This is a genomic window from Streptomyces javensis, from assembly GCF_039525925.1.
Lineage (GTDB): Bacteria > Actinomycetota > Actinomycetes > Streptomycetales > Streptomycetaceae > Streptomyces > Streptomyces asiaticus.
In genome coordinates this window covers 1-26,259 of the sequence record NZ_BAAAIF010000099.1, presented here as the reverse complement: position 1 = coordinate 26,259, position 26,259 = coordinate 1, and the positions used below count along the sequence as shown (strand labels likewise).

Sequence of the window (26,259 nt, the reverse complement as noted above, 5' to 3'; positions counted from 1 at the left end):
GGCAGCGGCGGTTGGAGATCGTCTCGTGTCCGTCGTGCGGTCGGGCGCAGGTGGATGTGTACAAGCTCGCGGATGAGGTCACGGCCGGTCTGGAGGGTATGGAGGTCCCGCTGCGGGTGGCGGTCATGGGGTGTGTCGTCAACGGTCCGGGTGAGGCGCGGGAAGCGGATCTGGGGGTGGCGTCAGGCAATGGCAAGGGGCAGATCTTCGTCAAGGGCGAGGTCATCAAGACCGTGCCGGAGTCGAAGATCGTGGAGACCCTGATCGACGAGGCCATGAACATCGCGCGGCGCATGGCGGACGAAGGGGTCCCGTCGGGTACCCCGGACGTCACCGTGAGCTGATACACCGAGGAGGGGAACCGACCGTGCCGTTGCTGGAGAACATCCGGGGCCCGCACGACCTCAAGGCGCTGACCGGTGAGGAACTGGCCGCGCTCGCCCAGGAGATCAGGGAGTTCCTGATCGAAGCGGTGGCCAGGACCGGGGGCCATCTGGGACCGAACCTCGGCGTGGTCGAGCTGTCCATAGCCCTGCACCGCGTCTTCGACTCGCCCGCCGATCGCATCCTGTGGGACACCGGCCACCAGTCCTACGTCCACAAACTGCTCACCGGCCGCCAGGACTTCTCCAAGCTCCGCCACAAGGGCGGGCTGTCCGGCTACCCGTCACGGGCCGAGTCCGAGCACGACATCATCGAGAACAGCCATGCCTCCACCGTGCTGGGCTGGGCCGACGGCCTCGCCAAGGCCAATGAGGTGCACGGCCGCACCGACCATGTGGTGGCCGTCATCGGGGACGGGGCGCTGACCGGCGGGATGGCCTGGGAGGCGCTCAACAACATCGCCGCCGCCCGGGACCGGCCGCTGGTCATCGTCGTCAACGACAACGAGCGCTCCTACTCGCCGACCATCGGCGGACTCGCCAACCACCTCGCCACCCTGCGCACCACCGACGGCTACGAGCGCTTCCTGGCCTGGGGCAAGGAGGTGCTCCAGCGCACCCCCGTGGTCGGCCAGCCGCTGTACGGGTCGCTGCACGGCGCCAAGAAGGGGTTCAAGGACGCCTTCGCGCCGCAGGGCATGTTCGAGGACCTGGGGCTGAAGTACGTCGGCCCCATCGACGGCCATGACACCGAGGCGGTCGAGTCGGCCCTGCGCCGCGCCAAGCGGTTCCACGGCCCGGTCCTCGTCCACTGCCTCACCGAGAAGGGGCGGGGCTACCCGCCCGCGCTGGAGGACGAGGCGGATCACTTCCACACCGTGGCCGCGATGGACCCGCTCACCTGCGCACCGCTGACCCCCTCCGGCGGCCGCTCCTGGACCTCGGTGTTCGGCGAGGAGATGGTGCGGATCGGCGCCGAGCGGCCCGATGTGGTCGCCCTCACCGCCGCGATGCTGCACCCCGTGGGGCTCGCCGGCTTCGCCGAGGCGTACCCCGAGCGGGTGTGGGACGTGGGCATCGCCGAGCAGCACGCGGCGGTCTCGGCCGCCGGGCTCGCCACCGGCGGACTCCACCCGGTCCTCGCCGTCTACGCCACCTTCCTCAACCGCGCCTTCGACCAGCTGCTCATGGACGTCGCCCTGCACCGGTGCGGGGTGACCTTCGTCCTGGACCGGGCCGGTGTCACCGGCACCGACGGGCCGAGCCACAACGGCATGTGGGACATGTCCGTCCTCCAGGTGGTGCCGGGGCTGCGGATCGCCGCCCCGCGCGACGCCGACCAGCTCCGGGCCCAGCTGCGCGAGGCGATCGACGTGGACGACGCGCCGACCGTCATCCGCTTCCCCAAGGAGTCGGTGGGGGAGCCGATTCCGGCGATCGACCGGGTGGGCGGGATGGACGTCCTGCGCCGGGGCGAGGACGTCCTCCTCGTGGCGGCCGGGGTCATGGCGCCCGTCGCGCTGCGCGCCGCCGAGCTGCTGGCCGGGCGCGGCATCGGCTGCACGGTGGTGGATCCGCGCTGGGTCAAGCCCGTCGACCCCGAGCTGCCCGGGCTCGCGGCGCGCCACCGGCTGGTGGCGGTCGTGGAGGACAATGTGCGCACCGGCGGGGTGGGCGCGGCGGTCGCCCAGACGCTGCGGGACGCCGAAGTCGACCTGCCGGTGCGGACGTTCGGCATCCCCGAGGCGTTCCTGGCCCATGCCAAGCGCGGTGAGGTGCTCGCCGACATCGGGCTCACCCCCGCCGAGATCGCGGGCCGGACCGGGGCCGCCCTGACCCGTATCGAGGCGGCCCATCCGGAGCGGGCGGGCGCCCTCGCCGAGGCGCGCCCCGCCGCCGGGGCCCGTGCCCGCGCCGAGGCCCGTACCGCCGGTGAGGCCCGTACCGCCGCCAAGGAGAGCCAGGCATGACGGCAGCCGAGCAGCAGCAGCGGCGTTCGGGCTTCGACCTCGGGAAGCTGCTGGCCGAGCGCGCGTCGGAGCGGTACGACCTGCACACCCGCCACCTCAACCACCAGCTGCCCCGGATGCTGCACACCATCGGGTTCGACAAGGTCTACGAGCGGGCCGAGGGCGCGTACTTCTGGGACGACGAGGGCCAGGACTACCTCGATATGCTCGCCGGCTTCGGGGTGATGGGCCTGGGCCGCCACCACCCGGTGGTCCGTAAGGCGCTGCACGACGTCCTGGACGCCGACCTGGCCGATCTGACCCGCTTCGACTGCCAGCCGCTGCCCGGTCTGCTGGCCGAGCGGCTGCTGACCCACGCCCCCCATCTGGACCGGGTCTTCTTCGGCAACAGCGGCACCGAGGCCGTCGAGACGGCCCTGAAGTTCGCCCGCTACGCCACCCGCAAGCCGCGCGTCCTGTACTGCGCCCACGCCTTCCACGGGCTGACCACCGGCGCGCTGTCGGTCAACGGCGAGGACGGCTTCCGCAAGGGGTTCGCCCCGCTGCTGCCCGACACCCCGATCGAGCTGGGCGACCTCGGCGCGCTGGAGCGGGAGCTGGCGCGCGGGGACGTGGCGGGGTTCGTGGTGGAGCCCATCCAGGGCAAGGGGGTGCACGAGGCCCCGCCCGGCTTCCTGCGCGCCGCACAGGAGCTGCTCCACCGCCACAAGGCCCTGCTCATCGCGGACGAGGTGCAGACCGGCCTCGGCCGCACCGGGGACTTCTTCGCCTACCAGCACGAGGAGGGCGTCGAACCGGATCTGGTGTGCGTGGCCAAGGCCCTCTCCGGGGGCTATGTGCCGGTCGGCGCGACCCTCGGCAAGGACTGGATCTTCAAACGCGTCTATTCGTCGATGGACCGGGTGCTGGTGCACTCCGCCAGCTTCGGCTCCAACGCGCAAGCCATGGCGGCCGGGCTCGCGGTCCTCGCCGTCATGGAGGACGAGGAGGTCGTGGCCAACGCCCGCCGCACCGGTGAGCTGCTGCGCGACCGCCTCGCCGCGCTGGTGGACCGCTACGAGCTGCTGCACGACGTCCGCGGCCGGGGGCTGATGATCGGCATCGAGTTCGGCAGACCCAGCTCACTGGGGCTGCGCGGCCGGTGGGCGATGCTCCAGGCGGCGCGCAAGGGGCTGTTCGCGCAGATGGTCGTCGTCCCGCTGCTGCGGCGCCATCGCATCCTCACCCAGGTGTCCGGCGACCATCTGGAGGTCATTAAGCTGATCCCGCCGCTGATCATCGGCGAGCGGGAAGTGGACCGTTTCGTCGAGGCGTTCACAGCGGTCATGGACGACGCACACGACGGCACCGGTCTGATCTGGGACTTCGGCCGGACGCTGGTCAAACAGGCGGTGGCCAACCGCTGACCGATGGGGGACCCGGATGATCGACGCGACCGCCGTACGGGCCGTGAACACGATGACGGCGAGGTGGGCGCGGGCGGCCGTGGCGGACGAGGGCACGGCCTTCGCCGCCACCGGGGTCTGGCCGCTGCTCGCCCTGCTCGCGGGCGGTGCCGACGGCCCGGCCCGTCAGGAGCTGGCGGACGCGCTGGGCGTCGGCGCGGACGGTGCGACGGCGCTCGGCGGACGGCTGCTCGGGGCGCTGGACGCCATGGACGGCGTCCACGCGGCCACCGGGCTGTGGACCCGTCAGGACCTGCCGATCCGGCCGGAGTGGGAGGCCGAGCTGCCTCCGGGCGTACGCTCCACGCTGACCGGGGACGCCGAGCGCGACCGCAAGGAGCTGGACGGCTGGGCATCCCGGCGCACCCGGGGCGCGATCGCCGAGCTGCCGGTGCCGCTCACCCCCGACACCCGGCTGGTGCTGGCCGGGGCGCTCACGGTGGAGACGGCCTGGCTCCAGCCGTTCCAGCCGGGCTGGCTGAGGCCGACCAGCGGCCCCTGGCGGGACCGCTCGCTGGCCGGGCTCACCCGGTCCACGGACGACCTCGACGGGGCGCTGCGGGTCGTCCCCGACACCCCGGCCGGTCCGCTCACCCTGTCCGGGGTCGCGGGCGGCGACGGGCTCGATGTGCATCTGGTCCTCGGCGCCGAGGACGCCCCGGGCGGCGAGGTGCTGGAGGCCGGGATCGGCGCGGTGGCCGGGGATTACGCGGGATGGCCGGGCTCGGCGCTGCCACCGGGCGAGGCCGGGCCCGGGGTCCGGGTGATGCAGGTCCCGAGCTGGGACCCCACGCCCCGGGCGGCGCTCACCACCCCGCAGTTCACCGTGACGGCGCGGCACGATCTGCTGCGCGGGGCCGAGCTGTTCGGGCTGCGTACCGCCCAGGACACCGCGCGCGGCCACTTTCCGGGGATCAGCCCCGCCGCGCTGGCGCTGTCCTCGGCGGAGCAGTCCATGACCGCCTCGTTCAGCGCCGAGGGCTTCCGGGCGGCGGCGGTGACCGCGTTCGCCATGGCGCCCGGTTCGGCGCCGCCGCAGCGGACGGCGAAGCTGATCAGCGTGCGGTACGAGCGGCCGTTCGGCTTCCTGGCCGTGCACCGCGCCACCGGTCTGGTGCTCACGGCGGGCTGGGTCACCGAGCCGGAGGCCGGGGCCGACACCATGTGGTGAGCCCCGTGAGCCCGCAGCCGTTCAGCACCCGCGACGCCTCAGCCCGTGAGCAGCCGCTCCCGGAGCCGGTCGCGCTGCTCGGGGGAGAGGCCGAGCCCCTCGGCGAGATAGCGCTCGGTGCCGCCCCAGGTCTCCTCGATGGTCGTGAACGCCGCCGCCAGATACTCGGCGCGCGCGTCGAACAGCGGCAGCAGCAGCGCCATGACCTCGGGCGACATGGGGTCGGAGCCGTCCCCCGGAGTGCCCTTGCGCCAGATCTTGTAGCGCCGGTGGGCGGCCGCCGACTCGAGGTAGTCGGCCTCGATGGCCTCCTGGGTGACGCCGAGCGCCAGCAGGGTCACCGCGATGGACAGCCCGGCCCGGTCCTTGCCCGCCGAACAGTGCATCAGCACCGGTGAGCTGTCCTCGGCCATGTCGCGGAGGATCCGGCCGTGCTCGACGAGCCGGGTGGTGATGATGGAGCGGTAGGAGCCGATCATGCGCCTCTCGGCCCGGCCCTCGGAGAGCAGCTCGCGCAGGGTCTTCAGATCGCCCTCGCGCACCATCCTCCAGAACCCGGCGCCGTCGGCCGGGTCGGACAGCGGCAGATTGACGTTGCGGACCCCGCTGAGCGTGACGTCCGGGCCCTCCAGCTTGATGTCGGCGGCGTTGCGGAAGTCGAAGACGGTGTGCAGACCGAGCGAGTCGAGGTAGGCCGTGTCCGCCTCGGTGGCATGGGCGAGATGGCCGCTGCGGAAGAGCACTCCGGGCCGTACGCGGCGGCCGTCGGCAGCCGGCAGTCCACCGAGATCACGGAAATTGCGTACCCCCACCAATCGGCTTTCGGCCTGGGGGACCTGCGGCGACTGCGACTGCTGCGTCACGGGCTCTCCTTCACCATCGGCCGCCGACGCGGCTCGTCGACGAGGCGGCTGAAACTGACCATACGACATGCGTGCAGCGGGCAATCGGTCTCGTGAGGGTGCGGGCATTGCCGCACCGCCCACCCTCCCCGATCATGTTGCTACCTGTGGAGAATTGGGGAGTGCGATGATCGAAACCGGTGGAAGCGGTCGACTCTGGGTGCTCTCGGGGCGACACAGCAGCTACGCCCTGCACCTCACCGACCGTGATGAGCTGCTCCATCTCCACTGGGGGCCGAGGATCGCGGCCGTGGACGCCGAGGCCATCGCCGCCGAGCCCGGACCGCCGGACTGGCCGTTCGAATCACCCCTGGACGGGCGCGAGGAATACCCCGTGGAGGGCGGCCCGCGCTTCGTCCGCCCCGCCCTGTCCGTGCACGCCGGGGGCGTACGCGGCACCGAGTGGCGCTTCGACGGCGACACCGTCCTCGACCCCGGCACCGGCGAGGAGCTGCGGCTGGGCTTCCACGACCCGCTGCACCACCTCGACATCACCCTCCACTACCGGATGCGGGACGACGGCGATGTCATCGAGCGCTGGACCACCCTCACCCACACCGGCACCGCCGGACAGGAGCCGGTGGAGCTGCTGCGCGCCGACTCCGCCGCCTGGTCGCTCCCGGCCCGCGACCGCTGGCGGCTGTCCCATCTGCACGGCCGCTGGGCCGCCGAGAGCCGGCTCGCCCGCACCGAGCTCACCCCCGGCGAGAAGGTGATCGGCAGCCGCCGTGGCCACACCAGCCACCACCATCTGCCCTGGGTCGCCCTGGACGGCGGTACGGCCACCGAGGAGAGCGGCGAGGTGCACAGCTGCGCGCTCGCCTGGTCCGGGGCCTGGCGGATCGCCGTCCAGCTGCTGAGCGACGGCGCCGTCCAGGCGGTCGGCGGGGTCGGCCACGACGACGCGGGCCAGCTGCTCCTCGCGCCCGGCGAGTCCTTCACCACGCCCGTCTTCGCGGGGCTGTGGACCGACGGCGGCTTCGGGGCCGCGAGCCGCGCCTGGCACGCCTGGCAGCTCGCGCATGTGGTCCCCGGCGCCGACCGGTCCCGGCCGGTGCTCTACAACTCCTGGGAGGCCACCGAGTTCGAGGTGGACGAGGAGCGGCAGCGCTCGCTCGCGCGGCTGGCCGCCGACATGGGCGTCGAGCTGTTCGTCGTGGACGACGGCTGGTTCGGCGCGCGCACCAGCGACCGGGCCGGGCTCGGCGACTGGACGCCCAACCCGGACCGCTTTCCGCACGGGCTGAAGCCGCTGGCCGACCAGGTGCACGCGCTCGGCATGCGGTTCGGCGTCTGGGTCGAGCCGGAGATGGTCAACCCCGACAGCGACCTCTACCGGGCCCACCCCGACTGGGTGCAGCACCACCCCGGCCGGGCCCGCACCGAGTTCCGCAACCAGCTCGTGCTCAACCTCGCCCGCCCCGAGGTGCGCGGATATCTGTGGGAGCGGCTGGACACCCTGCTGAGCGGCGCGCCCATCGACTATGTGAAATGGGACTTCAACCGCTCCTTCACGGACCCCGGCTGGCCCGGCGACCCCTATCCCCGGCGGCTGTGGATCGACCATGTACGCGGGTTGTACGAGCTGCTGGAGCGGCTGCGCGCCGCCCACCCCGGGGTCGCCTTCGAGTCCTGCTCGGGCGGCGGCGGCCGGATCGACCTCGGCGTCCTGGGCCTGACCGACCAGGTGTGGACCTCTGACAACACCGATCCGCTGGACCGGCTGGCCATCCAGCACGGCTTCGGTCAGCTCCACCCGGCCCGGGTGATGGCCGCCTGGGTCACCGACAGCCCCAACGCCATGGGCAACGCGCGGGTCAGCTCGCTGCGCTTCCGCTTCGTCAGCGCGATGGCCGGGGTGCTGGGCGTCGGCGGCGATCTGACCCGCTGGAGCGAGGCCGAACTCGCCGAGGCCCGCGACTGGGTGGCGCTCTACAAGCGGGTGCGCCCGGTCGTCCAGCACGGTGAGCTGTACCGGCTGCGGCCGCCGGAGGGCGACGGGCTCAGCGCGGTGCAGTACGTACGGGGCGAGGAGACCGTGGTGCTGGCCTGGCTCCAGGCGCAGCACCACGGCCGGGCGCAGCTTCCGCTGCGGCTGCGCGGGCTCGACGCGGCGGCCACCTACCGGGACCTGGAGACCGGGGAGGTGCACCGGGGAGCGGTGCTCGCCCACCGGGGTCTGCGCACCGGGCTGAGCGGCGACCTGGACGCCGCCGTATTCCACCTTCGGCGAAACTGACCGGGTGGGATAGATCACCCCACGTCAAGCCCTGGTTACGGTGGCGTAAGTCACGCCATCGGGTGAATGATGTCCCGACGTGGCAGACGATAAGGAGAGATTCAGCAACGGTTCCATCGGGTCGTACGCGGCCGTCGGCGACAGCTTCACCGAGGGCGTCGGCGACCCCGGTCCTGACGGGGTGTTCGTCGGCTGGGCCGACCGGCTCGCCGTCCTGCTGTCCGACCAACGACCCCACGACGATTTCCGCTACGCCAATCTGGCCGTACGCGGTCGACTCCTTGACCAGATAGTGGCCGAGCAGGTGGCCCGCGCCATTGAACTCGGCCCCGATCTGGTCACCTTCTGCGCGGGCGGCAATGACATCCTGCGCCCCGGCAGCGACCCCGACGATGTGGCCGAGCGTTATGAGGCGGCCGTCGCCGACCTCCGGGCGCGGGTGGGCACGGTGCTGCTGTGCACCGGCTTCGACACCAGAGGGGTGCCGGTGCTGCGCCATCTGCGGGGCAAGATCGCCACGTATACGGCGCATGTGCGGGCGATCGCCGACCGCCACGGCTGCCCGGTGCTCGACCTGTGGTCGCTGCGCTCGGTGCAGGACCGCCGGGCCTGGGACGCCGACCGGCTGCACCTGTCGCCGGACGGGCACACCCGGGTCGCGCTGAGGGCCGGTCAGGTGCTCGGCCTCGAAGTCCCCGCCGACCCCGACCAGCCCTGGCCCCCGGAGGGGCAGCGCACCGCGGCCGAGGTGCGCCGGGACAACATCCACTGGGCGCGCGAGTATCTGGTGCCCTGGATCGGCCGACGGCTGCGCGGGGAGTCGTCGGGTGACCATGTGGAGCCCAAGCGGCCCGATCTGCTGCCGCTGCGGCCCTGAGGGCCTGTGTCACGCACCCGGCCGGGGACATGACGCAGGCCCTGAACGATCCGTGACCCGAAGCGGTCCCGGAGGAATAGGGGCAGACCCCCGTTGGCGCCCCGAGGCTGACCGCCCGGTGCGCTGTCGCTGCCCCTATTCCCTCGGCACCGCTCGTCCGTCGTGTGGTCGCCGCAGGGCCGCTATATCGCCAGGTAGGCCCAGACGGCGCGGCCCGCGCCGCCCTGGTTCGGCCTGACCCCCCAGGCCTCCGACATGGCCTCCACCAGCATCAGCCCACGGCCGCCCTCCTGGTCCGCGCTCACCGACCGGGCCTCGGGCACCGTGCGCGCACAGCCCTGGTCGGCCACCTCCAGCCGCAGCCGGGTGCCTATGAGCTGGAGTGAGCAGCGGACTTCCTCGCTGGAGGTGTGGCGCACCGCGTTGGTGAAGAGCTCGGAGACGATCAACTCCGCGCTGTCCCTGGTGTCCTGGTCGATGCCCCATGAGCCCAGCCGCCGGACGACATGCCTTCTCGCCTCGGCGACGGACGTGCTCAGCGCCGGCAGACGAAACACGTCGTGGCGGGGCGGAGCGACCACGGTGCCGCCGCGCCCTAACCGGAGAGCCTCATAGGAAGGAGCCACGCCGACACTATGCTCTGTCACGCTCGCGTATGGCAAGGTTCAATCTGTAAATTACAGAATCGCAAGCGCAGGCTGTTCGGAATGCTGAGCCCATGCCAGACTGCTGTGTCGTGAAGGTACTTGGAGGGGGACGGTAGTGGCGGATGCGCGGGCGGGCGGAGCCCCGACCGTCCTGCGAGTCGTGCTCGGAAAACGGCTCCAGGACCTTCGGGAGAAGGCCGGGCTGTCATTCGAGCAGGCCGGGCGCGCCCTGGACGTCACCCATGCCACGATCCGGCGGATGGAGAAGGCCGAGGTCGGCCTGAAGCTCCCGTACGTCGAGAAGCTGCTGCGGACGTACGGCGTCATCGACCCCGAGGAGGTCGAGGGGTTCCTCTCCCTCGCGCGCGAGGCCAACAAGGCCGGCTGGTGGCACCGGTTCCGCGACGTCCTGCCCGAGTGGTTCAACACCTTCGTCAGCCTGGAGGTCGAGGCCAATCTGATCCGGGCCTACGAGCCGCACTACATCCCAGGGCTGCTACAGACCGAGGACTACGCCCGCGCGGTGCTCCGCGCGGGCATGCCGCACGCGCCCGAGTCGGAGATCGAGCGCAACGTAGCCCTCCGCATGGAGCGCCAGGCGCTGCTCGCCCGGGAGAACCCGCCGATGCTGTGGGTGGTCATGGACGAGACGGTGGTGCGCCGCCCCATCGGCGGTGCCGAGACCATGCGTGCCCAGATCACGCGGCTCATCGAGGAGGCCGAGGCGCCTCATATCCGGCTACAGGTCATGCCGTTCGACGCCGGTCCGCACCCGGCGATGTACGGCCCCTTCCATATCTTCCGGTTCCCGATCCCGGAGCTGCCCGATATCGCGTACACGGAGACGCTCGTCAGCGGCTCCTACTTCGACCAGCGCGATGACGTATCGGCGTTCCTGGAGGCCCTGGACCGGATGTGCGCGCAGGCCGCGCCTGCACAGACGACTCAGGCGATTCTGGGTCGCATTCGCAAGGAGATCTGAACGATGGATCGCATATGCGGGAACCGCGTCTACAGCGGCATGCCGGCAAGGGACCTCGGCAGCGAGGGCTGGCACAAGCCGTGGAGCGGTGGCAATGGGGGAAGCTGCGTCGAGGCGATGAGACTGACGGACGGACGGGTGGCGCTGCGCCAGTCGACCGACCCGGACGGACCGGCCCTGATCTACACGCATCTGGAGATGAAACGCTTCATTCAGAGCGCGAAGGCCGGGGAGGCGGACTTTCTGTTTCTGTGACGTCCTGCGTGACGTCCGGACCTGTGACGCTCATCGTGACCAGGGGGATCGAGGGGGAAACAGTGTGACCGACCGACCACGAAGCGACCGGCGGGGGCGGCGCCGGGACGCGTTCCAGCACACCGCCCGCGAACACGTCGTACGCGGTACGACCCGTTCTGGAGACTGCCCAGTTCCGTAGGGATGAAACGGCGGCGGCGCACCGTGCCGTCGCCGTCCACCGAGATCACCGATGCGCCGGTCCGGCATGGCGGACCGGCGCATCGGTGTTCGTGCGCCCGGAATTGCTTCAGAGGCGGCCGAATTGCTCATCCTGGCACAAAGGTTTGGTCTATACCTTGACTGGTATAGACCAAACCGCTTGAGTGTTCCTCGAAGTTCCAGGGCCCCCCACGCGAAGGAGATCGGCCCCATGTGGAGACGACGTGTTCTGGCGCCGCTCGCGGCGACCGCGGCGGTGTGTGCGAGTGTGCTTGTCATGCCCATGGCCTCGGCCTCGGCGGCGGGAACCACCGCCCAGGCGGCCTGCAACTACCCGAACTGGGTGGCCGGCAAGCCGTATGTCACCGGTGACATCGTCCGGTACACCGACGGCAAGTACTACCGCGCGGAGCACGACAACCCGGGCTATGACCCGGTGATCAGCACCTGGTACTGGGAGCCCTACAACTGCGGCGGCGAGGGCCAGAACCCGAGCGGCTTCGTGGTGAGCGAGGCGCAGTTCAACCAGATGTTCCCGAACCGGAACTCGTTCTACACCTACCAGGGCCTGACCGCCGCCCTGAGCGCCTACCCCGGCTTCGCCAACACCGGCAGCGACACCGTCAAGAAGCAGGAGGCGGCCGCCTTCCTGGCGAACGTCAACCACGAGACCGGCGGCCTGGTCCACATCGTGGAGCAGAACACCTCCAACTACCCGCACTACTGCGACTGGAACCAGCCCTACGGCTGCCCCGCGGGCCAGGCGGCGTACTACGGCCGCGGACCGATCCAGCTCAGCTGGAACTTCAACTACAAGGCGGCGGGCGACGCGCTCGGCATCGATCTGCTGGGCAACCCCTGGCTGGTGGAGCGGGACGCCGCGGTGTCCTGGAAGACCGCCCTGTGGTTCTGGAACACCCAGCGCGGGGCCGGTTCGATGACCCCGCACGACGCCATGGTCAACCAGCGCGGCTTCGGCGAGACCATCCGCGCGATCAACGGCAGCCTGGAGTGCAATGGCGGCAACCCTGGCCAGGTGCAGAGCCGAATAGACGCCTACCAGCGGTTCGTTCAGATACTCGGCACCACCCCCGGCTCCAACCTGAGCTGCTGACCGGCAGCCACTGACCGGTCGCCGTTCACCGGTCGCCGTTCACCGGGCGCCGTTCACCGGGCGCCGCTGACCGGTCGCCGCTGACCGGGGCCGAGCGGCCGTCCGGTCGGAAGCGAGGAAATTGAGGTGCGCCGCTCCGCCGCCACGCGCCAGCCTGGAGCACATGGCGTGGACGGTGACGTACGACCTCGAGGAGTTCCGGGCCGCGGCGGGTGGCTTCCTGCGCGCCCACCCGGCCCGGAACACCACTCTGCTCACGGTGGTCTCCTCCCTGACGGTGGCGGGCAGCGGCAGATACGGCGCCGAGCCGCCCGTCTACGGCTGGTGGACGGGGGAGGAGAAGGACCCGGTGGCGGGTCCGGTGGGGGGCGCGTTCCTGCGCACACCGCCCTACCCCCCGCTGCTCTCCGCCCTCTCCGGCGAGGCGGCCCGGGCCCTCGCCCGCACCCTCGCCCGGGACGGCGAGCTGAAGGTCACCGGAGTGAACGCGGGGCGCGGGACCGCCGAGGCCTTCGCCACCGCCTGGGAGGGCCTCACCGGTGCGGTGAGCACCGTCGAGCAGACCCACCGGCTCTACCGTCTCGATGCCCTCACCCCGCCCGATCCGGCCCCACCGGGGCGGCCCCGTACCGCCACCGCCGCTGACCGGGACCTGCTGATCACCTGGTACGAGGGGTTCGCCCGCGAGACCGACGCACTGAGGGACGATGTCGCGGCGCAGGTGGACGACAAGCTCGGCCATGACGGGATCACGGTGTGGGAGCTCGACGGCCGACCGGTGGCCTGCGCCGGGATCAGCCGTACGATCGCCGGCATGGCCCGGGTCAGCCTGGTCTACACCCCGCCCGAGCTGCGCGGACGCGGCTACGCGGGCGCCGCCACGGCCGCCGTGAGCGGGGCCGCGCGGGCCGCCGGGGTGCGGGAGGTCCTGCTCTTCACCGATCTCGACAACCCCACCAGCAACGCCCTCTACCAGCGTCTCGGCTACCGCCCGGTGGAGGACCACCTGCTGCTGTCCTTCCTTGCGGCCGGGCGCGCCGTTCCGGAACAAGGTCACCCCTCGTAAGAGTTGTGTCATTGCAGCCCAACGGCACCGCGCGTTGGAGCGCTCCCGCCCTCTCACCCTGGAGGCCCCGTGACCGGCTCCCATCCGACACGTTCCCGGCTCACCGCCGCCCTGCGCCCCGCCGCCTTCGGAGCCGATCCCAGCGGGGAGCGGATGGAGCGCATCCGGCGGTCGCCGAACTTCGCGAACGGGGTGTTCGTCAACCCGGTGGGGGCCCGCACCGCCCCGTCGGGCTCGATGCTGAAGTTCGCGTCCACCTATTTCCGCAAGGAGGAGCGCGTCCGCCGGGCCCCGGCCGGGGCCGTGCCGGTGCACCCCACCACCGTCGCCGATCTGGCCGCCCCGCCCGCCTCCGGGCTGCGGCTGACCTGGATGGGGCACTCCAGCGTGCTGGCGGAGATCGACGGGCGGCGGGTCCTGTTCGATCCCGTGTGGGGACAGCGCTGTTCGCCCTTCTCGATGGTGGGGCCCAAGCGGTTGCACCCGGTGCCGGTACCGCTGCGGGAGCTGGGGCCGGTGGACGCGGTGGTCATCTCCCATGATCACTACGACCATCTGGACAGGCCCACGATCCGGGCGCTGGTGCGGAGCCACGCGATGTTCGTCGTCCCGCTCGGGGTGGGGGCGCATCTGGAGCGCTGGGGCGTCCCGGCCGAGCGGATGACCGAGCTGGACTGGCACGAGTCCACCGAGGTCGCCGGGCTCACCCTCACCGCCACCCCGGCCCGCCACTTCTGCGGTCGCGGGCTGCGCAACACCCAGCACACCCTGTGGGCCTCCTGGGTGGTTTCGGGTTCCGGGCGCCGGATCTACCACAGCGGGGACACCGGCTACTTCCCCGGTTTCGCGGAGATCGGCGCGGCGTACGGGCCGTTCGACGCGACCATGATCCAGATCGGTGCCTACTCCGACCACTGGCCGGACATCCACATGACCCCCGAGGAGGGCATGCGGGCCCATCTCGATCTCCAGGGCGGGGACCCGGTGCGGGGGGTCATGCTGCCGATCCACTGGGGCACCTTCAACCTCGCCCCGCATCCGTGGGAGGAGCCCGCCGAGGGCACGGTGGCGGCGGCGAAGGAGGCCGGGGCGAATGTGGCCGTTCCGCGTCCTGGCCAGCCGTTCGAGCCGGAGCACGGGCTGCCGCTTGAGCCGTGGTGGCGGGCGATCGCGGCACGGCCGGTGACAGAGGTGCCGGCCGCGGCCGAGGGTGCGGCCGAGCCGGCCGTTCCCGCCGGACCGTCCGGTGCCGGGACCCCGGGGACGACCGGAAAGCGTCCCGGGGCGACCGGCGGCGCGGACCCCGCGATGCCCATCCCCCAGCCGTAACACGGGGGTTGGGCCGCCTCCCGGGGCGGTGCGACACGGGTTGCCTCTTTGTCGAATGGCGCTGAATGGCGTCGAAACCCTTGTGGTGGACACGACGCGCTCGCTTGAATGGTTAGGAAAGGTTCCTAACGGATCGTCTCAGGGGCCGGGGCTGCCCCGGCATGCCCTGGGGCGGCCGCGCGCACTTCCCCCACAGTCGACAAGGAACGGAGTCCCCATGTCCCCCATGTCCCCCAGGCGCAGGAGGATCGGCCTCGCGGCCGTGGCCGTCGCGGTACCGGCCGCGCTCGTCTTCACCGGCGTCGGTGTCGGGCAGGCGTCCGACCACCTGCCGTCCTCGTCGGACGCGCGCCACACCCACTCGGCGCACAAGGCCGCGGCGGCGAGCGGCCTGGACGACCCGGCGAAGAAGGAGATCGCCATGAAGCTGGTCTCCAGCGCCGAGAACTCCTCGCTCGACTGGCGCGCCCAGTTCAAGTACATCGAGGACATAGGCGACGGCCGCGGCTACACCGCGGGCATCATCGGATTCTGCTCCGGCACCGGCGACATGCTGGAACTCGTCGAGTACTACACCCAGCAGAAGCCCGGCAACGTCCTGGCCAAGTACCTCCCCGCGCTGCGCGAGGTCAACGGCGGCGACTCCCACGACGGCCTGGACCCGAACTTCACCAAGGACTGGAAGAAGGCCGCCGCCGACAAGGCGTTCCAGGACGCCCAGGAGCACGAGCGCGACCGCGTCTACTTCAACCCGGCCGTCAAGCAGGGCAAGGGCGACGGCGTGGGCGCGCTCGGCCAGTTCATCTATTACGACGCGATCGTGATGCACGGCCCCGGCGACAGCAAGTACAGCTTCGGCGGCATCCGTAAGACCGCCCTGTCCAAGGCCAAGTCCCCGGCGCAGGGGGGCAATGAGACCACCTACCTCAACGCCTTCCTCGACGCCCGCAAGGAGGCCATGAAGAGCGAGGAGGCGCACAGCGACACCAGCCGGGTCGACACCGAGCAGCGGAAGTTCCTCAACGAGAAGAACTTCGACCTGGCGCCCCCGCTGAAGTGGAAGGTCTACGGCGACCCGTACGAGATCAACTCCTGACCCTCCTGACCCTCCTGACCGCCGCGCCGGTCCCCGCTTGCTAAGTGGGACACTGTCCCATATCTTCAATCGGGACAGTGTCCCGTTTATTTGCGCGCGGTTGGAGAGAGCTATGTCGACATATCTGCTGGTGCACGGTGCCTGGCACAGTGGGCAGTGCTGGGAGCGGGTGGTCCCGCTGCTGACGGCGGCCGGGCACCGGGTGCTGGCTCCGACACTGACCGGCTACGGCGACACCGCGCATCTGCTCGGCCCCGAGGTGGGGCTCGATACCCATGTCGACGACATCGTCGGGCTGATCGCCGAAGAGGACCTCACCGATGTGGTGCTCGTCGGGCACAGCTATGCCGGGCTGGTCATCTCGTCCGCGGCCAACCAGGTCCCGGAGCGGATCGGGCAGCTGGTCTATCTCGACGCGATGGTCCCGGAGGACGGCGAGAGCGCGGCCGATGTCATGCCCTTCGCCCAGGCCATGATCGACCATGCCCTGACGTCCGAGAGTGGCTGGCGGATTCCGCCCCTGGCCGGGATGGAGCCGTCCTCCGATCTGTTCGGGGTCACCGAACCGGCGGATGTGGCGTGGCTGCGGTCGATGCTGTCGGATCAGTCGGTGCGCTGCCTCCAGCAGCCGGTCCGGCTGGACAACCCGGCCGTGAACGCGATCCCGCGGACGCATATCCACTGCGTGGCCAATGTGCCGGAGGGCATCACCCGGCGGCCCGTCCCCGCGATCCAGCCCAACGGCAGCCCGGCACAGGTGTGGGAGCTGGAGACCGGCCACGACTGCATGGTCACCATGCCGGCCGAACTCAGCGAACTGCTGCTCAAGCTCGGCTGAGCCGGTCCCTTCTCGGCCGCTCAGCCCGACGCCGCCTCCACCAGGGCGCGCATGACGCGTACGTCGTCGCCCGCCTCCGGATGCCACTGGACGCCCAGCACGAACGCCTCCGCGTCCGGCAGCTCCACCGCCTCCACCGTCCCGTCGTCCGTGGCGTGGGCCGAGGGGGTCAGCCCCTTGCCCAGCTGGGCCACGGACTGGTGGTGGAAGGTGGGGACGGACACCGGCTCGGGGAGGATCCCGGCGAGGAGCGTGCCCGGGACCGGCTTCACCTCGTGGTGGTCGAAGACACCAGGTGGCCCCACGTGACCGTCCAGGTGCTGGACGAGGGTGCCGCCCAGGGCGACGTTCAGCAGCTGGTGGCCGCGGCAGATGCCGAGCAGGGGAGTGCCCGACGCCAGGGCCGCCTCGATCAGGGCCAGCTCCCAGGCGTCCCGCTCCCGCGCGGGCGGCCCGGTGCGCGGCTCCACCTCGGCCCCGTACCGCACCGGTTCCACATCCGGACCGCCGGAGATGACGAGTCCGTCGAGGCGGGAGACGACGGACGCGGCGGCGGCCGGGTCCTCGTCCGGTGGCAGCATCGCCGCCAGGCCGCCCGCGCGCTGGACGAGCAGGTGGTAGCCCGAGGGCAGCAGCGCGGCGGGGAGGTTCCACACGCCCCAGCTCGCCGAGGGTTCGAGATAGGTGCTGACGCCGATCAGGGGCTTGGACACCGGGGACTCCGATCTTTGTGGATCTGCTCGGTCGCGGGACGGTTCTCCATCGCGGAAATGGTCTCAGTCGCGGGACAGTTCCGCCTCGGCCTCCGCCAGCGCCGCGAACTCCTCCTCCGGCGCGGCCGCGACCAGGCGGTGGCGGCTGTAGAAGGCGAAGTAGGCCAGCGCCACCGCGTAGACACCGAGCGCGATGAAGGCCGCGTCCTTGTCCACCAGGAAGGTGGCCACCAGCGCCGAGCAGGCCAGGACGAAGGCCACGGACGACGTCACCGTGCCGCCGGGGGTGCGGTAAGGCCGCTCCAGGCCCGGTTCGCGGCGGCGCAGGACGATATGGGAGAGCGACATCAGGGCGTACGAGATGGTGGCGCCGAAGACCGCGGTGTTGAGCATCCGGGCGCCGTCGCCGGTCCACGCCGCGAGGGCGAAGCCGATGGCGCCCGGGACCAGCAGGCCCAGGAAGGGGGCCTTGCGGCTGCTGGTCAGCGAGAGGAAGCGGGGCAGGTAGCCGGCCCGGGAGAGCGCGAACAGCTGGCGCGAACCGGCGAAGATCAGCGAGAAGAAGGAGGCCACGAGCCCGGCGAGGCCCGCGTAGTTGACGATGCGGGACAGCACGGTGGCCTTGCCGTCCGGCTGGAGCGCCTCGACCAGCGGATTGCCCGCGTCCTGTACGGCGCTCGGGCCGCGCGCCCCCGTCGCCGCGAGGAAGGTGAGCAGGGCGAGGAGCAGCAGGATGCCCATGGACCAGGCCATGGCCTTCGGCAGCGTACGGGCCGGGTCCCGGGTCTCCTCGGCCGCCAGCGGCACCCCTTCCACCCCCAGGAAGAACCACATGCCGAAGGGGAACGCCGACCAGATGCCGAGCAGCCCGAACGGCAGCCAGGAGCTCGCGCCGAAGGCGGAGTGGTCCGCCGGGATGTTGTTGAGCGAGCCCGCGTCGAAGTCGGTGAGGGCGCCCACGGCGAAGACCAGCAGCGCGGCGACGGCGATGGCGGTCACGACCAGGCTGAACCGCAGGGCCTCGCCCACGCCCCACAGATGGATGCCGATGAAGATGACGAAACACGCCAGATAGACCGGCCAGCCGGACTCCAGGCCGAAGAGCCCGAGCGACTCGACGTAGTCGCCGATGAAGATGGAGATGGCGGCGGGCGCCAGGACGTACTCGATGAGGATCGCCGTGCCGGTGAGGAAGCCGCCCCAGGGGCCGAGGGCACGCCGTGCGAAGCCGTAGCCGCCGCCCGCGGTGGGGAGGATCGCGGCCAGCTCCGCCAGGGCGAACACCATGCACGCGTACATCAGGCCCATCAGCAGGGCGGCGATGGCGAGACCGCCGAAGCCGCCCTCCGCCAGGCCGAAGTTCCAGCCCGAGAAGTCGCCGGAGACGACATAGGCGACGCCGAGGCCGGTCAGCAGCAGCGGGCCCGCGCTGCCGCGCCGCAGGGTGCGGCGCTCCAGATACGCGTCCTCGGGGGATGGCGCCGGGCCGCCGCCCGGCGGGGCGCCGCCGCCGGAGGCGCCGGCGGATTCGGTGCGGGCGGATTCGGTACCGTCGGCCATGGGGGACACTCCTGCTCCACACGAGGGGGCGATGGCAAAGGTGTGGGGCCATACCTTTGCCTTCCGGTCGGCGATGCGCAAGACCTCTGCGCAAAACGATGCGCGAGACCTTTGCGCAAAACGATGCGCGAGACCTCCGCGCAAGACCGTGTCAAGGACCTCCGGGGACGCCCGCTCAGACCAGGAAGCCGCGCAGCAGCGCCGCCGTGCCCTCGCAGTGCTCCCGCATCACCTCGCGCGCCCCGTCCGCGTCCCCGTCCAGCACCGCCTCGACCAGCGCCCCGTGCTGGGCCTGGGAGTGCTCGAGGTTCTTGACCAGCAGCGGGATGCAGTCCAGCAGGTCGTTGACGGACGCGCGGACGGCCGCGTACTGGGCGGCGAGCGACGGTGAGCCCGCCAGTTCCGCGAGCGTGAGGTGGAGCATCGTGTCCAGGCGCCGGTAGTCGGCCAGCGGGGCGTCCCGCGTCGCGTCCAGGGCCGCCCGCAGCCGCCGCGCCTGCCCCGCCTCCAGCCCGTGCGCGGCACACAGCCCCGCCGCGCCCACCTCCAGGACCTCGCGGAACCGCAGGGTGTCCTCGACGTCGACCGCCTCGACCCGGCGCCGCAGCTCGTCCTCGCCACCGCCCTCGGCGGGCTCGGGCCTGGCCCGCACGAAGGTGCCGCCGTAGCGGCCGCGGCGGCTCTCCACCAGCCCCTGGTCCTGGAGCACCTTCAGCACCTCGCGCAGGGTCACCCGGCTGATCCGCAGCCGGTCGGCCAGCTCCCGCTCGGCCGGGAGCCGGCCGCCGTCGGGGACCAGCCCCAGCCGCAGCACCTGGAGTATCTGCTCCAGCGCCTCCTCGAAGCCGTTCCCCGCGCGCACCGGGCGCAGCACCGGCGCCAGCCGGTCGTCCGCCGCGCTCCCGCGCCCACTCCCGCTCTCGCTCATCGAACCGTCCGCACCTACTTCCCAACCAATGGTCTGCGGTATTACCTTAAGGCCACCCCACGCCCCCCAACCCCGCTCCGCACCCTCCGTTCCCCGAACGTTCCCCGAATTCTCCGACGCAGGAGGCCCCACCGTGGCAGACCGCACGCCCCCGCTCTCGGTCGACGAGCTGACCAGACTGGTCGCCGCCGGGGAGATCGACACCGTCGTCCTGGCCTTCACCGATATGCAGGGAAGGCTCCAGGGCAAGCGGTTCGCCGCCCGCTTCTTCCTCGACGACGTCCTGGCACACGGCACCGAGGGCTGCAATTACCTCCTCGCCGTCGACACCGACATGAACACCGTCGACGGCTACGCCATGTCCTCCTGGGAGCGCGGCTACGGCGACTTCGCCATGCACGGCGACACCGCCACCCTGCGCCGCACCCCCTGGAACCCCGGCACCGCCCTCCTCACCGCCGACCTCGCCTGGCACGACGGCAGCCCCGTGGTCGCCTCCCCGCGCCAGATCCTGCGCCGCCAGCTCGACCGGCTCGCCGAGCGCGGCTGGACCGCGTACACCGGCACCGAGCTGGAGTTCATGGTCTTCCGGGACAGCTACGAGCAGGCGTGGAACACCGGCTACCGCGGGCTGACCCCCGTCAACCAGTACAACGTCGACTACTCCGTCCTCGGCACCGGCCGGGTCGAGCCCCTGCTGCGCCGCATCCGCAACGAGATGGGCGCCGCCGGGATGACCGTCGAGTCGGCCAAGGGGGAGTGCAACCTCGGCCAGCACGAGATCGCCTTCCGCTACGACGACGCCCTGACCACCTGCGACCAGCACGCGGTCTACAAGACCGGCGCCAAGGAGATCGCCGCCCAGGAGGGCATGGCGCTCACCTTCATGGCCAAGTACGACGAGCGCGAGGGCAACTCCTGCCATATCCACCTCTCGCTGCGCGACGAGGCAGGACACCCCGTGCTCGCCGACGACGACGGCGAGTACGGCATGTCGAAGACCATGCGCCACTTCCTCGCCGGGCAGATCGCGGCGATGCGCGACTTCACCCTGCTCTACGCCCCCAACATCAACTCCTACAAGCGGTTCCGCCCCGGCTCCTTCGCGCCCACCGCCGTCGCCTGGGGCCCGGACAACCGCACCTGCGCGCTGCGCGTCATCGGCCACGGCCCCTCCCACCGGCTGGAGAACCGGCTCCCCGGCGGCGATGTCAACCCGTACCTGGCCGTGGCCGGGATGGTGGCCGCCGGGCTGTACGGCGTGGAGCGGGAGCTGGAGCTCCCCGAGGTCTGTACCGGCAACGCCTACACCGGAGACGCCGAGCACGTCCCGACCTCGCTGCGCGACGCCGCCGAGCTGTGGCGGAACAGCCCCATAGCGCGGGCCGCCTTCGGCGACGAGGTGGTCGAGCACTACCTCAACATGGCGCGCGTCGAGCAGGACGCCTATGACACCGCCGTCACGGACTGGGAGCGCTTCCGGTCCTTCGAGCGCATGTGAGGAACCAGCGAGTGAGCACCGAACACCCCCACGAACACCACGTCCTCAACCCGGCCACCGAGGAAGTCATCGCCACCGTCCCCGCCGCCACCCCGGACGAGGTGGCCGCCGCCGTGGCCCGCGCCACCGAGGCGCAGCGCGGCTGGGCCGCGCTGCCCGCCCCGACCGCGCCCGGCTGCTGCGCCGCTTCGCGGCCGCCGTGGACGGGCACATCGAGGAGCTGGCCGCCCTCGAGGTTCGCGAGGCGGGCCATCCGATCGGCAACGCCCGCTGGGAGGCGGGCAATGTGCGCGATCTGCTGGACTACGCGGCCGGGGGAGCGGAGCGGCTGAGCGGCGCCCAGATCCCGGTGGCCGGCGGGCTGAACGTCACCTTCCATGAGCCGCTGGGCGTGGTCGCGGTCATCGCGCCGTGGAACTTCCCCATGCCGATCGCCGCCTGGGGCACCGCGCCCGCCCTGGCCGCCGGGAACGCCGTGGTCCTCAAACCGGCCGAGACCACCCCGCTGACCGCGCTCCGGCTGGCCGAACTCGCCCTGGAGGCGGGCCTGCCCGAGGGGCTCTTCCAGGTGCTGCCCGGGGCCGGGCCGGTCGCGGGCGCCGCGCTGGTCGAGCACCCCGGCGTCGCCAAGGTCGTCTTCACCGGTTCCACGGCCGTCGGCAAGGAGATCATGGCCAAATGCGCCGCGGGCGTGAAGCGGGTGACCCTCGAACTCGGGGGCAAGAGCCCGAACATCGTCTTCGCCGACGCCGACCTCGAACGCGCCGCGGCCGCCGCGCCCGGCTCCTTCCTGGACAACACCGGACAGGACTGCTGCGCCCGCAGCCGCATCCTGGTCCAGGCATCCGTCTACGACCGGTTCATGGAGCTGCTGGCGCCCGCCGTGACCTCCTTCGCGGTCGGCGACCCGGCCGACCCCGCCACCGCCATGGGCCCGCTGATCTCGGCCGCCCAGCGGGAGCGCGTACGGTCCTACGTACCCGAGGACGCGCCCGCCGCGATCCGCGGCGAGGCCCCGCAGGGCAAGGGGTTCTGGTACCCGGCCACCGTGCTCGAGGCCACCGGGCCCGGGGACCGCACCGCCGTGGAGGAGATCTTCGGCCCCGTCGCCGTCGTCCTCCCCTTCCAGGACGAGGCCGACGCGGTACGGCTGGCCAACGCCACCGACTACGGCCTGTCCGGCTCGATCTGGACCCGTGACGTGGGCCGCGCGGTCCGGGTCTCGCGCGCCGTCGCCGCCGGGAACCTGTCCGTCAACTCGCACAGCAGCGTGCGGTACGCCACCCCCTTCGGCGGCTACAAGCAGTCCGGCCTGGGCCGGGAGCTGGGCCCCGACGCCCTTGCCGCCTTCACCGAGACCAAGAACGTCTTCATCAGCACCGAGGAGCAGTGACGTGACCGAGACCCCCGTGTGCCGCCGTCTGGTGGGCCGTACCGCCGTCGTCACCGGAGCGGGCAGCGGCATCGGCCTGGCCACCGCGCGCCGCCTGGCCTCCGAGGGCGCGCAGGTCGTCTGCGCCGATATCGACGAGAGCGCGGGCAAGGCCGCCGCCGACGAGGTCGGCGGGCTGTTCGTGCGGGTGGACGTGACCGACCCCGAACAGGTCGAGGCGCTCTTCAAGACCGCCTTCGACACCTACGGTTCGGTGGACATCGCCTTCAACAACGCCGGGATCTCCCCTCCCGACGACGACTCGATCCTCACCACCGGGCTCGACGCCTGGAAGCGGGTCCAGGAGGTCAACCTCACCTCCGTCTATCTGTGCTGCAAGGCCGCGCTGCCGTACATGCGGCGGCAGGGCCGGGGCTCCATCGTCAACACCGCCTCGTTCGTGGCCGTGATGGGCGCCGCCACCTCCCAGATCAGCTACACCGCCTCCAAGGGCGGGGTGCTGGCCATGTCCCGCGAACTGGGTGTGCAGTTCGCCCGCGAGGGCATCCGGGTCAACGCGCTGTGCCCGGGGCCGGTCAACACCCCGCTGCTGAAGGAGCTGTTCGCCAAGGACCCGGAGCGGGCCCAGCGGCGGCTGGTGCACGTGCCGGTGGGCCGGTTCGCCGAGCCGGAGGAGATCGCCTCCGCCGTGGCCTTCCTGGCCAGCGATGACGCGTCCTTCGTCAACGCCGCCGAGTTCCTCGTGGACGGCGGGATCGCCGGGGCATATGTCACGCCGTTGTAGTCCGGGTGCGTAGTCCTGCCATCCGCGGTGTACGGACCCCACCCCTGGCCATAGGCTGACCGTGTGACCATGAACACGCCCCCCGGCTGGTATCCCGATCCCGGCTACGCAGGTAACGGCCCCGCCATGGAACGGTGGTGGGACGGCTCGGCCTGGACCGAGTACACCCGTGATGCCTCGGGCGCCGCGGACCCGGCCTTCGGCCCGCCGCCGCCCCCCTACCTGCCGGGGCGGCAGGGGGGACACGGCCACGGCCGGGGGCGGGGCCCGAGGATCGCGGCGCTCTCCGTCGCCGTGGGCGTCGTGGTCGCCGCGATCGTCGGTGGCATCGTGCTGCTGGGCGACGGCGGCGACGGCGGTGGGAACGCCCAGACCGGGCCCGCCCCCAGCACCTCGGCGCCGGACGACGGCGGCGACCCGGCCCCGGACCTCCCCACCCCGGACAACCCCTCGGAGGGGCCCACCGAGAGCCCCAGCGCACCGCCGAGCTATGACCCGGACACCGCCCCGGACCAGGGCAACGGCATCAGCCTGCCGGTGCTCTCCGGCTGGCAGGCCGGGCGCAGCAGCTCCGGCGGCGCGGGCGTCACCACCTCCCGCTACCCCTGCCCGGGCGACCCGTCCACCGACTGTGTGCGCGGCGGCGCCTTCTCCCGGACCGCCGAGGGCTACAAGGCCACCTCCGCCAAGGGCATAGCCAAGGAGGACATCGCGCAGAACGCCGAGGAGTCCTACGGCACCGACCAGGACACCGACCGCAAGGCGTACGGCGGGATCACCTCCCACAAGCAGCTGAAGGCGTCGGCGGTCGAGGTCGCGGGCGAGAAGGGCTATCTGGTCCGCTGGAAGGTGGTGACGAAGAAGGGCGACGACGGCATCGTGCAGTCGGTGGCGTTCCCCTCGCCCACCATGCGGGACACGATGGTCGTGGTGCGCTTCGGGTTCGACGAGAGCGACAAGGCGCCGCCGCTCAGCGACATGGACAAGATCGTCAAGGGCATCGAGGCGCTGGCGGGCGACGGCCGGTCGATCTAGGCGCGCTGTCGGCACATTCCGGTCGTTGCTCGCAAGGTATCGGTCACTTGCACGGCGTCGGGCACTCGCAAGGCATCGGTCACTCGCAAGGCATCGGTCAGAGGAACGTCCTGCCCTCGCCCCGGTACGTCGGCACCTCGGCCACCACCCGGTCCTCCTCGACCAGCCGCAGCGTGTCGAACCGTTCGCACAGCTCACCGGCCTTGGCGTGCCGGAACCACACCTTGTCGCCGATCAGCAGATCGTCGGCGGCCGTGCCCAGCAGCGGGGTCTGCACCTCGCCCGGCCCCTCCATCGAGTCGTACCCCAGCCCCTCCGGCAGATACGGCACCGGCAGTCGGTCCCGGCCCGCCGCGCCCGACGCCGGATAGCCGCCGCCGAGCACCGTCACCACGCCCACCCCGGGGCGGCGCACCACCGGCTGGGCGAACAGGGCCGCCGGGCGGCCGCGGAAGGAGGTGTAGTGGTCGAACAGCCGCGGCTGGTAGAGCCCGGACCCGGCGGCGATCTCGGTCACCGCGTCCTCCGCGGCGGTGTGCTGCACACTGCCCGTACCGCCGCCGTTGACGAACTCCAGGTCCGCCACGGCCCGCACCGCCCGTACGGCCGCGGCCCGGCGCGCCGCGAGCTCCCGGCGCGCCACGGACTGCATCAGCCGGATGGCGCGCGAGCGCAGCGGGCTCCCGGGCACCGCGTCGCCCACGCCCGCCACATGGCCCTCGTACGCCATCAGCCCGACCAGCCGGAAGCCCGGCCGGTCGGCGATCGCCCGTGCCAGGGCGGCCAGTTGCTCGGGTTCGCGCAGCGGTGAGCGCAGCGCCCCGACCCGCACCCGCCCGCCGAGCATCCGCAGTGAGGTGTCCAATTCCAGGCAGACCCGGACCTCTTCGGTCCCGGCGCGGACGCTGTCGATCAGATCGAGCTGGGAGAGGTCGTCCACCATGACGGTCACGGCCCCGGCCAGTTTGGGGTCGCCGGTCAGGGTGGCGAAACCGTCCCGGTCGGCGGAGGGGTAGGCGAGCAGCACATCGTCGAACCCCTCGCGCGCCAGCCACAGCGACTCCGGGAGCGTGAAGCTCATGATCCCGGCGAAGCCGTCGCGTGCCAGCACCCGCTCCAGCAGCGCGCGGCAGCGCACCGATTTGCTGGCCACGCGGATCGGTTTGCCTCCCGCCCGGCGGACCAGATCCCGTGCGTTGTCGTCGAAGGCTCCCAGGTCGACAATCGCCACGGGCGCTTCGAGATGGGCGGTGGCCCGGTCGTACCGGGCCCGGTCAGCGGCGGCAGCGGACATGGACGCAGCTTGCCAGACCGCTGTTACCACTGGGTAGAGGGCGGCCGGTGCGCACGGCCCCCGGCTGGCCGTAGAGTGTCGCGCACGCCACGACCGGCTGGTCAGCGGCGGGTTGTCCGTATACGGGCCCACCTGCCCGAAAGGCGGTGCGGTGGCGCGGCGAACCGGACGGAGCCAGGTGAAGCAGGTCTCGACGGGTGCGAGGGGGTGCAGGTGAGCACCGACGCGGAACAGGCGCACTCACCCCACGGCACGCCCCCACCACGCCCCGCACATCCCCCGCGCACGGCGCCCGAGCGGCCTTCCGCGCCCCCGTCGCGCCCCGCCGACGCGCCCGGGTTCACCCCGGATCCGGAGACACCCGTCCTCGGCGTACGGGCGAAGGCCCCGTCCTTTGGGGGTGCCGCCGAGGCGTCCGGCACCGGGGTCCCCCCGCGGCCTTCGACACCGCCGCGCCCGTCCGTGCGGCCGCGCCGCCGCTCATGTCGCTACCGTCCTCCGTGTCAGCCATCGCCATGGCCGCCTCCCGCTCCATT

21 protein-coding genes and 3 pseudogenes are annotated in these 26,259 nt (G+C 71.8%); 17 read left to right on the top strand and 7 right to left on the bottom strand.

Annotated features, from left to right (window positions below; translation table 11 throughout):
• The 4 genes and pseudogenes from ABD329_RS44125 to ABD329_RS44110 all read left to right on the top strand — a co-directional run.
• Window positions 1–344, top strand: a pseudogene (locus ABD329_RS44125) (flavodoxin-dependent (E)-4-hydroxy-3-methylbut-2-enyl-diphosphate synthase); the annotation flags it as partial.
• A gap of 23 nt (window positions 345–367) precedes the next feature.
• Window positions 368–2,353, top strand: coding sequence for a 1-deoxy-D-xylulose-5-phosphate synthase (gene dxs, locus ABD329_RS44120; protein WP_344317943.1), 1,986 nt, complete (start codon window positions 368–370; stop codon window positions 2,351–2,353).
• The gene (locus ABD329_RS44115) at window positions 2,350–3,759 is read left to right on the top strand and encodes an aspartate aminotransferase family protein (protein WP_344317942.1); all 1,410 of its coding nucleotides are present in this window, start codon (window positions 2,350–2,352) and stop codon (window positions 3,757–3,759) included. Before dxs ends, ABD329_RS44115 begins: the two co-directional genes overlap by 4 nt.
• A 16-nt stretch (window positions 3,760–3,775) precedes the next feature.
• Window positions 3,776–4,969, top strand: a complete 1,194-nt coding sequence (locus ABD329_RS44110) for a serpin family protein (protein ID WP_344317941.1) — start codon at window positions 3,776–3,778, stop codon at window positions 4,967–4,969.
• A gap of 38 nt (window positions 4,970–5,007) precedes the next feature.
• Here the strand turns inward: ABD329_RS44110 and ABD329_RS44105 are convergent, their stop codons facing one another.
• A complete protein-coding gene (locus tag ABD329_RS44105; RefSeq protein ID WP_344317940.1) occupies window positions 5,008–5,832 on the bottom strand; it encodes a tyrosine-protein phosphatase in 825 nt (274 codons plus the stop codon).
• A gap of 166 nt (window positions 5,833–5,998) precedes the next feature.
• Between ABD329_RS44105 and ABD329_RS44100 the strand changes: the two genes are divergently transcribed.
• Window positions 5,999–8,110 (top strand): alpha-galactosidase, encoded by a 2,112-nt coding sequence (locus tag ABD329_RS44100; RefSeq protein WP_344317939.1) that lies wholly within the window; start codon window positions 5,999–6,001, stop codon window positions 8,108–8,110.
• A 79-nt stretch (window positions 8,111–8,189) separates the two neighbouring features.
• On the top strand, window positions 8,190–8,987 hold the full coding sequence (locus tag ABD329_RS44095; protein WP_344317938.1) for an SGNH/GDSL hydrolase family protein: 798 nt from the start codon (window positions 8,190–8,192) through the stop codon (window positions 8,985–8,987).
• Window positions 8,988–9,169: 182 nt separating this feature from the next.
• Here the strand turns inward: ABD329_RS44095 and ABD329_RS44090 are convergent, their stop codons facing one another.
• Window positions 9,170–9,613, bottom strand: coding sequence for an ATP-binding protein (locus ABD329_RS44090; RefSeq protein ID WP_240813243.1), 444 nt, complete (start codon window positions 9,611–9,613; stop codon window positions 9,170–9,172).
• Between the two features lie 136 nt (window positions 9,614–9,749).
• Here ABD329_RS44090 and ABD329_RS44085 point away from each other — a divergent pair, with 136 nt between their 5' ends.
• Together ABD329_RS44085 and ABD329_RS44080 are read left to right on the top strand one after the other, a co-directional pair.
• Complete coding sequence (locus tag ABD329_RS44085; RefSeq protein ID WP_344317937.1) at window positions 9,750–10,616, top strand: helix-turn-helix domain-containing protein; 867 nt, start codon at window positions 9,750–9,752, stop codon at window positions 10,614–10,616.
• A 3-nt stretch (window positions 10,617–10,619) separates the two neighbouring features.
• A complete protein-coding gene (locus ABD329_RS44080) occupies window positions 10,620–10,871 on the top strand; it encodes a DUF397 domain-containing protein (RefSeq protein WP_344317935.1) in 252 nt (83 codons plus the stop codon).
• Here the strand turns inward: ABD329_RS44080 and ABD329_RS44075 are convergent.
• Window positions 10,825–11,167 (bottom strand): annotated as a pseudogene (locus ABD329_RS44075) (STM4011 family radical SAM protein); the annotation flags it as partial. The gene ABD329_RS44080 and the pseudogene ABD329_RS44075 sit on opposite strands and share 47 nt — an antisense overlap.
• 116 nt (window positions 11,168–11,283) lie before the next feature.
• On the opposite strand from ABD329_RS44075, the gene ABD329_RS44070 reads away from it, so the two are divergent.
• The 5 genes from ABD329_RS44070 (at window position 11,284) to ABD329_RS44050 (ending at window position 16,515) form a co-directional block, all read left to right on the top strand.
• Window positions 11,284–12,186: a glycoside hydrolase family 19 protein gene (locus tag ABD329_RS44070; protein WP_344317934.1), complete on the top strand. Its 903-nt coding sequence runs from the start codon at window positions 11,284–11,286 to the stop codon at window positions 12,184–12,186.
• 163 nt (window positions 12,187–12,349) lie between these two features.
• Complete coding sequence (locus ABD329_RS44065) at window positions 12,350–13,252, top strand: GNAT family N-acetyltransferase (RefSeq protein ID WP_344317933.1); 903 nt, start codon at window positions 12,350–12,352, stop codon at window positions 13,250–13,252.
• Window positions 13,253–13,321: 69 nt separating this feature from the next.
• Window positions 13,322–14,581: an MBL fold metallo-hydrolase gene (locus ABD329_RS44060; RefSeq protein WP_344317932.1), complete on the top strand. Its 1,260-nt coding sequence runs from the start codon at window positions 13,322–13,324 to the stop codon at window positions 14,579–14,581.
• Window positions 14,582–14,807: 226 nt separating this feature from the next.
• Window positions 14,808–15,677: a chitosanase gene (locus ABD329_RS44055; protein ID WP_344317946.1), complete on the top strand. Its 870-nt coding sequence runs from the start codon at window positions 14,808–14,810 to the stop codon at window positions 15,675–15,677.
• 112 nt (window positions 15,678–15,789) lie between these two features.
• Window positions 15,790–16,515: an alpha/beta fold hydrolase gene (locus ABD329_RS44050; RefSeq protein ID WP_344317931.1), complete on the top strand. Its 726-nt coding sequence runs from the start codon at window positions 15,790–15,792 to the stop codon at window positions 16,513–16,515.
• A gap of 20 nt (window positions 16,516–16,535) precedes the next feature.
• On the opposite strand, the gene ABD329_RS44045 is transcribed toward ABD329_RS44050, so the two are convergent.
• From ABD329_RS44045 to ABD329_RS44035, 3 genes are all read right to left on the bottom strand, one after another.
• Entirely contained in the window at window positions 16,536–17,228 is a 693-nt protein-coding gene (locus ABD329_RS44045) for a gamma-glutamyl-gamma-aminobutyrate hydrolase family protein (RefSeq protein WP_344317930.1), read from the bottom strand.
• A gap of 63 nt (window positions 17,229–17,291) precedes the next feature.
• A complete protein-coding gene (eat, locus tag ABD329_RS44040; RefSeq protein WP_344317929.1) occupies window positions 17,292–18,788 on the bottom strand; it encodes an ethanolamine permease in 1,497 nt (498 codons plus the stop codon).
• A 175-nt stretch (window positions 18,789–18,963) separates the two neighbouring features.
• Window positions 18,964–19,716 carry a FadR/GntR family transcriptional regulator gene (locus ABD329_RS44035; protein ID WP_344317928.1) on the bottom strand — a complete coding sequence of 251 codons (753 nt, stop codon included), beginning with the start codon at window positions 19,714–19,716 and terminating at the stop codon, window positions 18,964–18,966.
• 133 nt (window positions 19,717–19,849) lie between these two features.
• Between ABD329_RS44035 and ABD329_RS44030 the strand changes: the two genes are divergently transcribed.
• The 4 genes and pseudogenes from ABD329_RS44030 to ABD329_RS44015 all read left to right on the top strand — a co-directional run bounded on the left by ABD329_RS44030 (window position 19,850) and on the right by ABD329_RS44015 (window position 24,429).
• Window positions 19,850–21,217 carry a glutamine synthetase family protein gene (locus tag ABD329_RS44030; protein WP_198281770.1) on the top strand — a complete coding sequence of 456 codons (1,368 nt, stop codon included), beginning with the start codon at window positions 19,850–19,852 and terminating at the stop codon, window positions 21,215–21,217.
• Window positions 21,218–21,228: 11 nt separating this feature from the next.
• A pseudogene (locus tag ABD329_RS44025) lies at window positions 21,229–22,610 on the top strand (aldehyde dehydrogenase family protein).
• Window position 22,611: 1 nt separating this feature from the next.
• Window positions 22,612–23,394, top strand: coding sequence for a 3-oxoacyl-ACP reductase (locus ABD329_RS44020; RefSeq protein ID WP_198281768.1), 783 nt, complete (start codon window positions 22,612–22,614; stop codon window positions 23,392–23,394).
• 69 nt (window positions 23,395–23,463) lie between these two features.
• Window positions 23,464–24,429 carry a DUF2510 domain-containing protein gene (locus tag ABD329_RS44015; RefSeq protein WP_344317927.1) on the top strand — a complete coding sequence of 322 codons (966 nt, stop codon included), beginning with the start codon at window positions 23,464–23,466 and terminating at the stop codon, window positions 24,427–24,429.
• Between the two features lie 97 nt (window positions 24,430–24,526).
• Here ABD329_RS44015 and ABD329_RS44010 read toward each other — a convergent pair whose 3' ends face one another.
• Entirely contained in the window at window positions 24,527–25,723 is a 1,197-nt protein-coding gene (locus tag ABD329_RS44010; RefSeq protein WP_198282233.1) for an alanine racemase, read from the bottom strand.
• Between the last annotated feature and the right edge of the window lie 536 nt (window positions 25,724–26,259).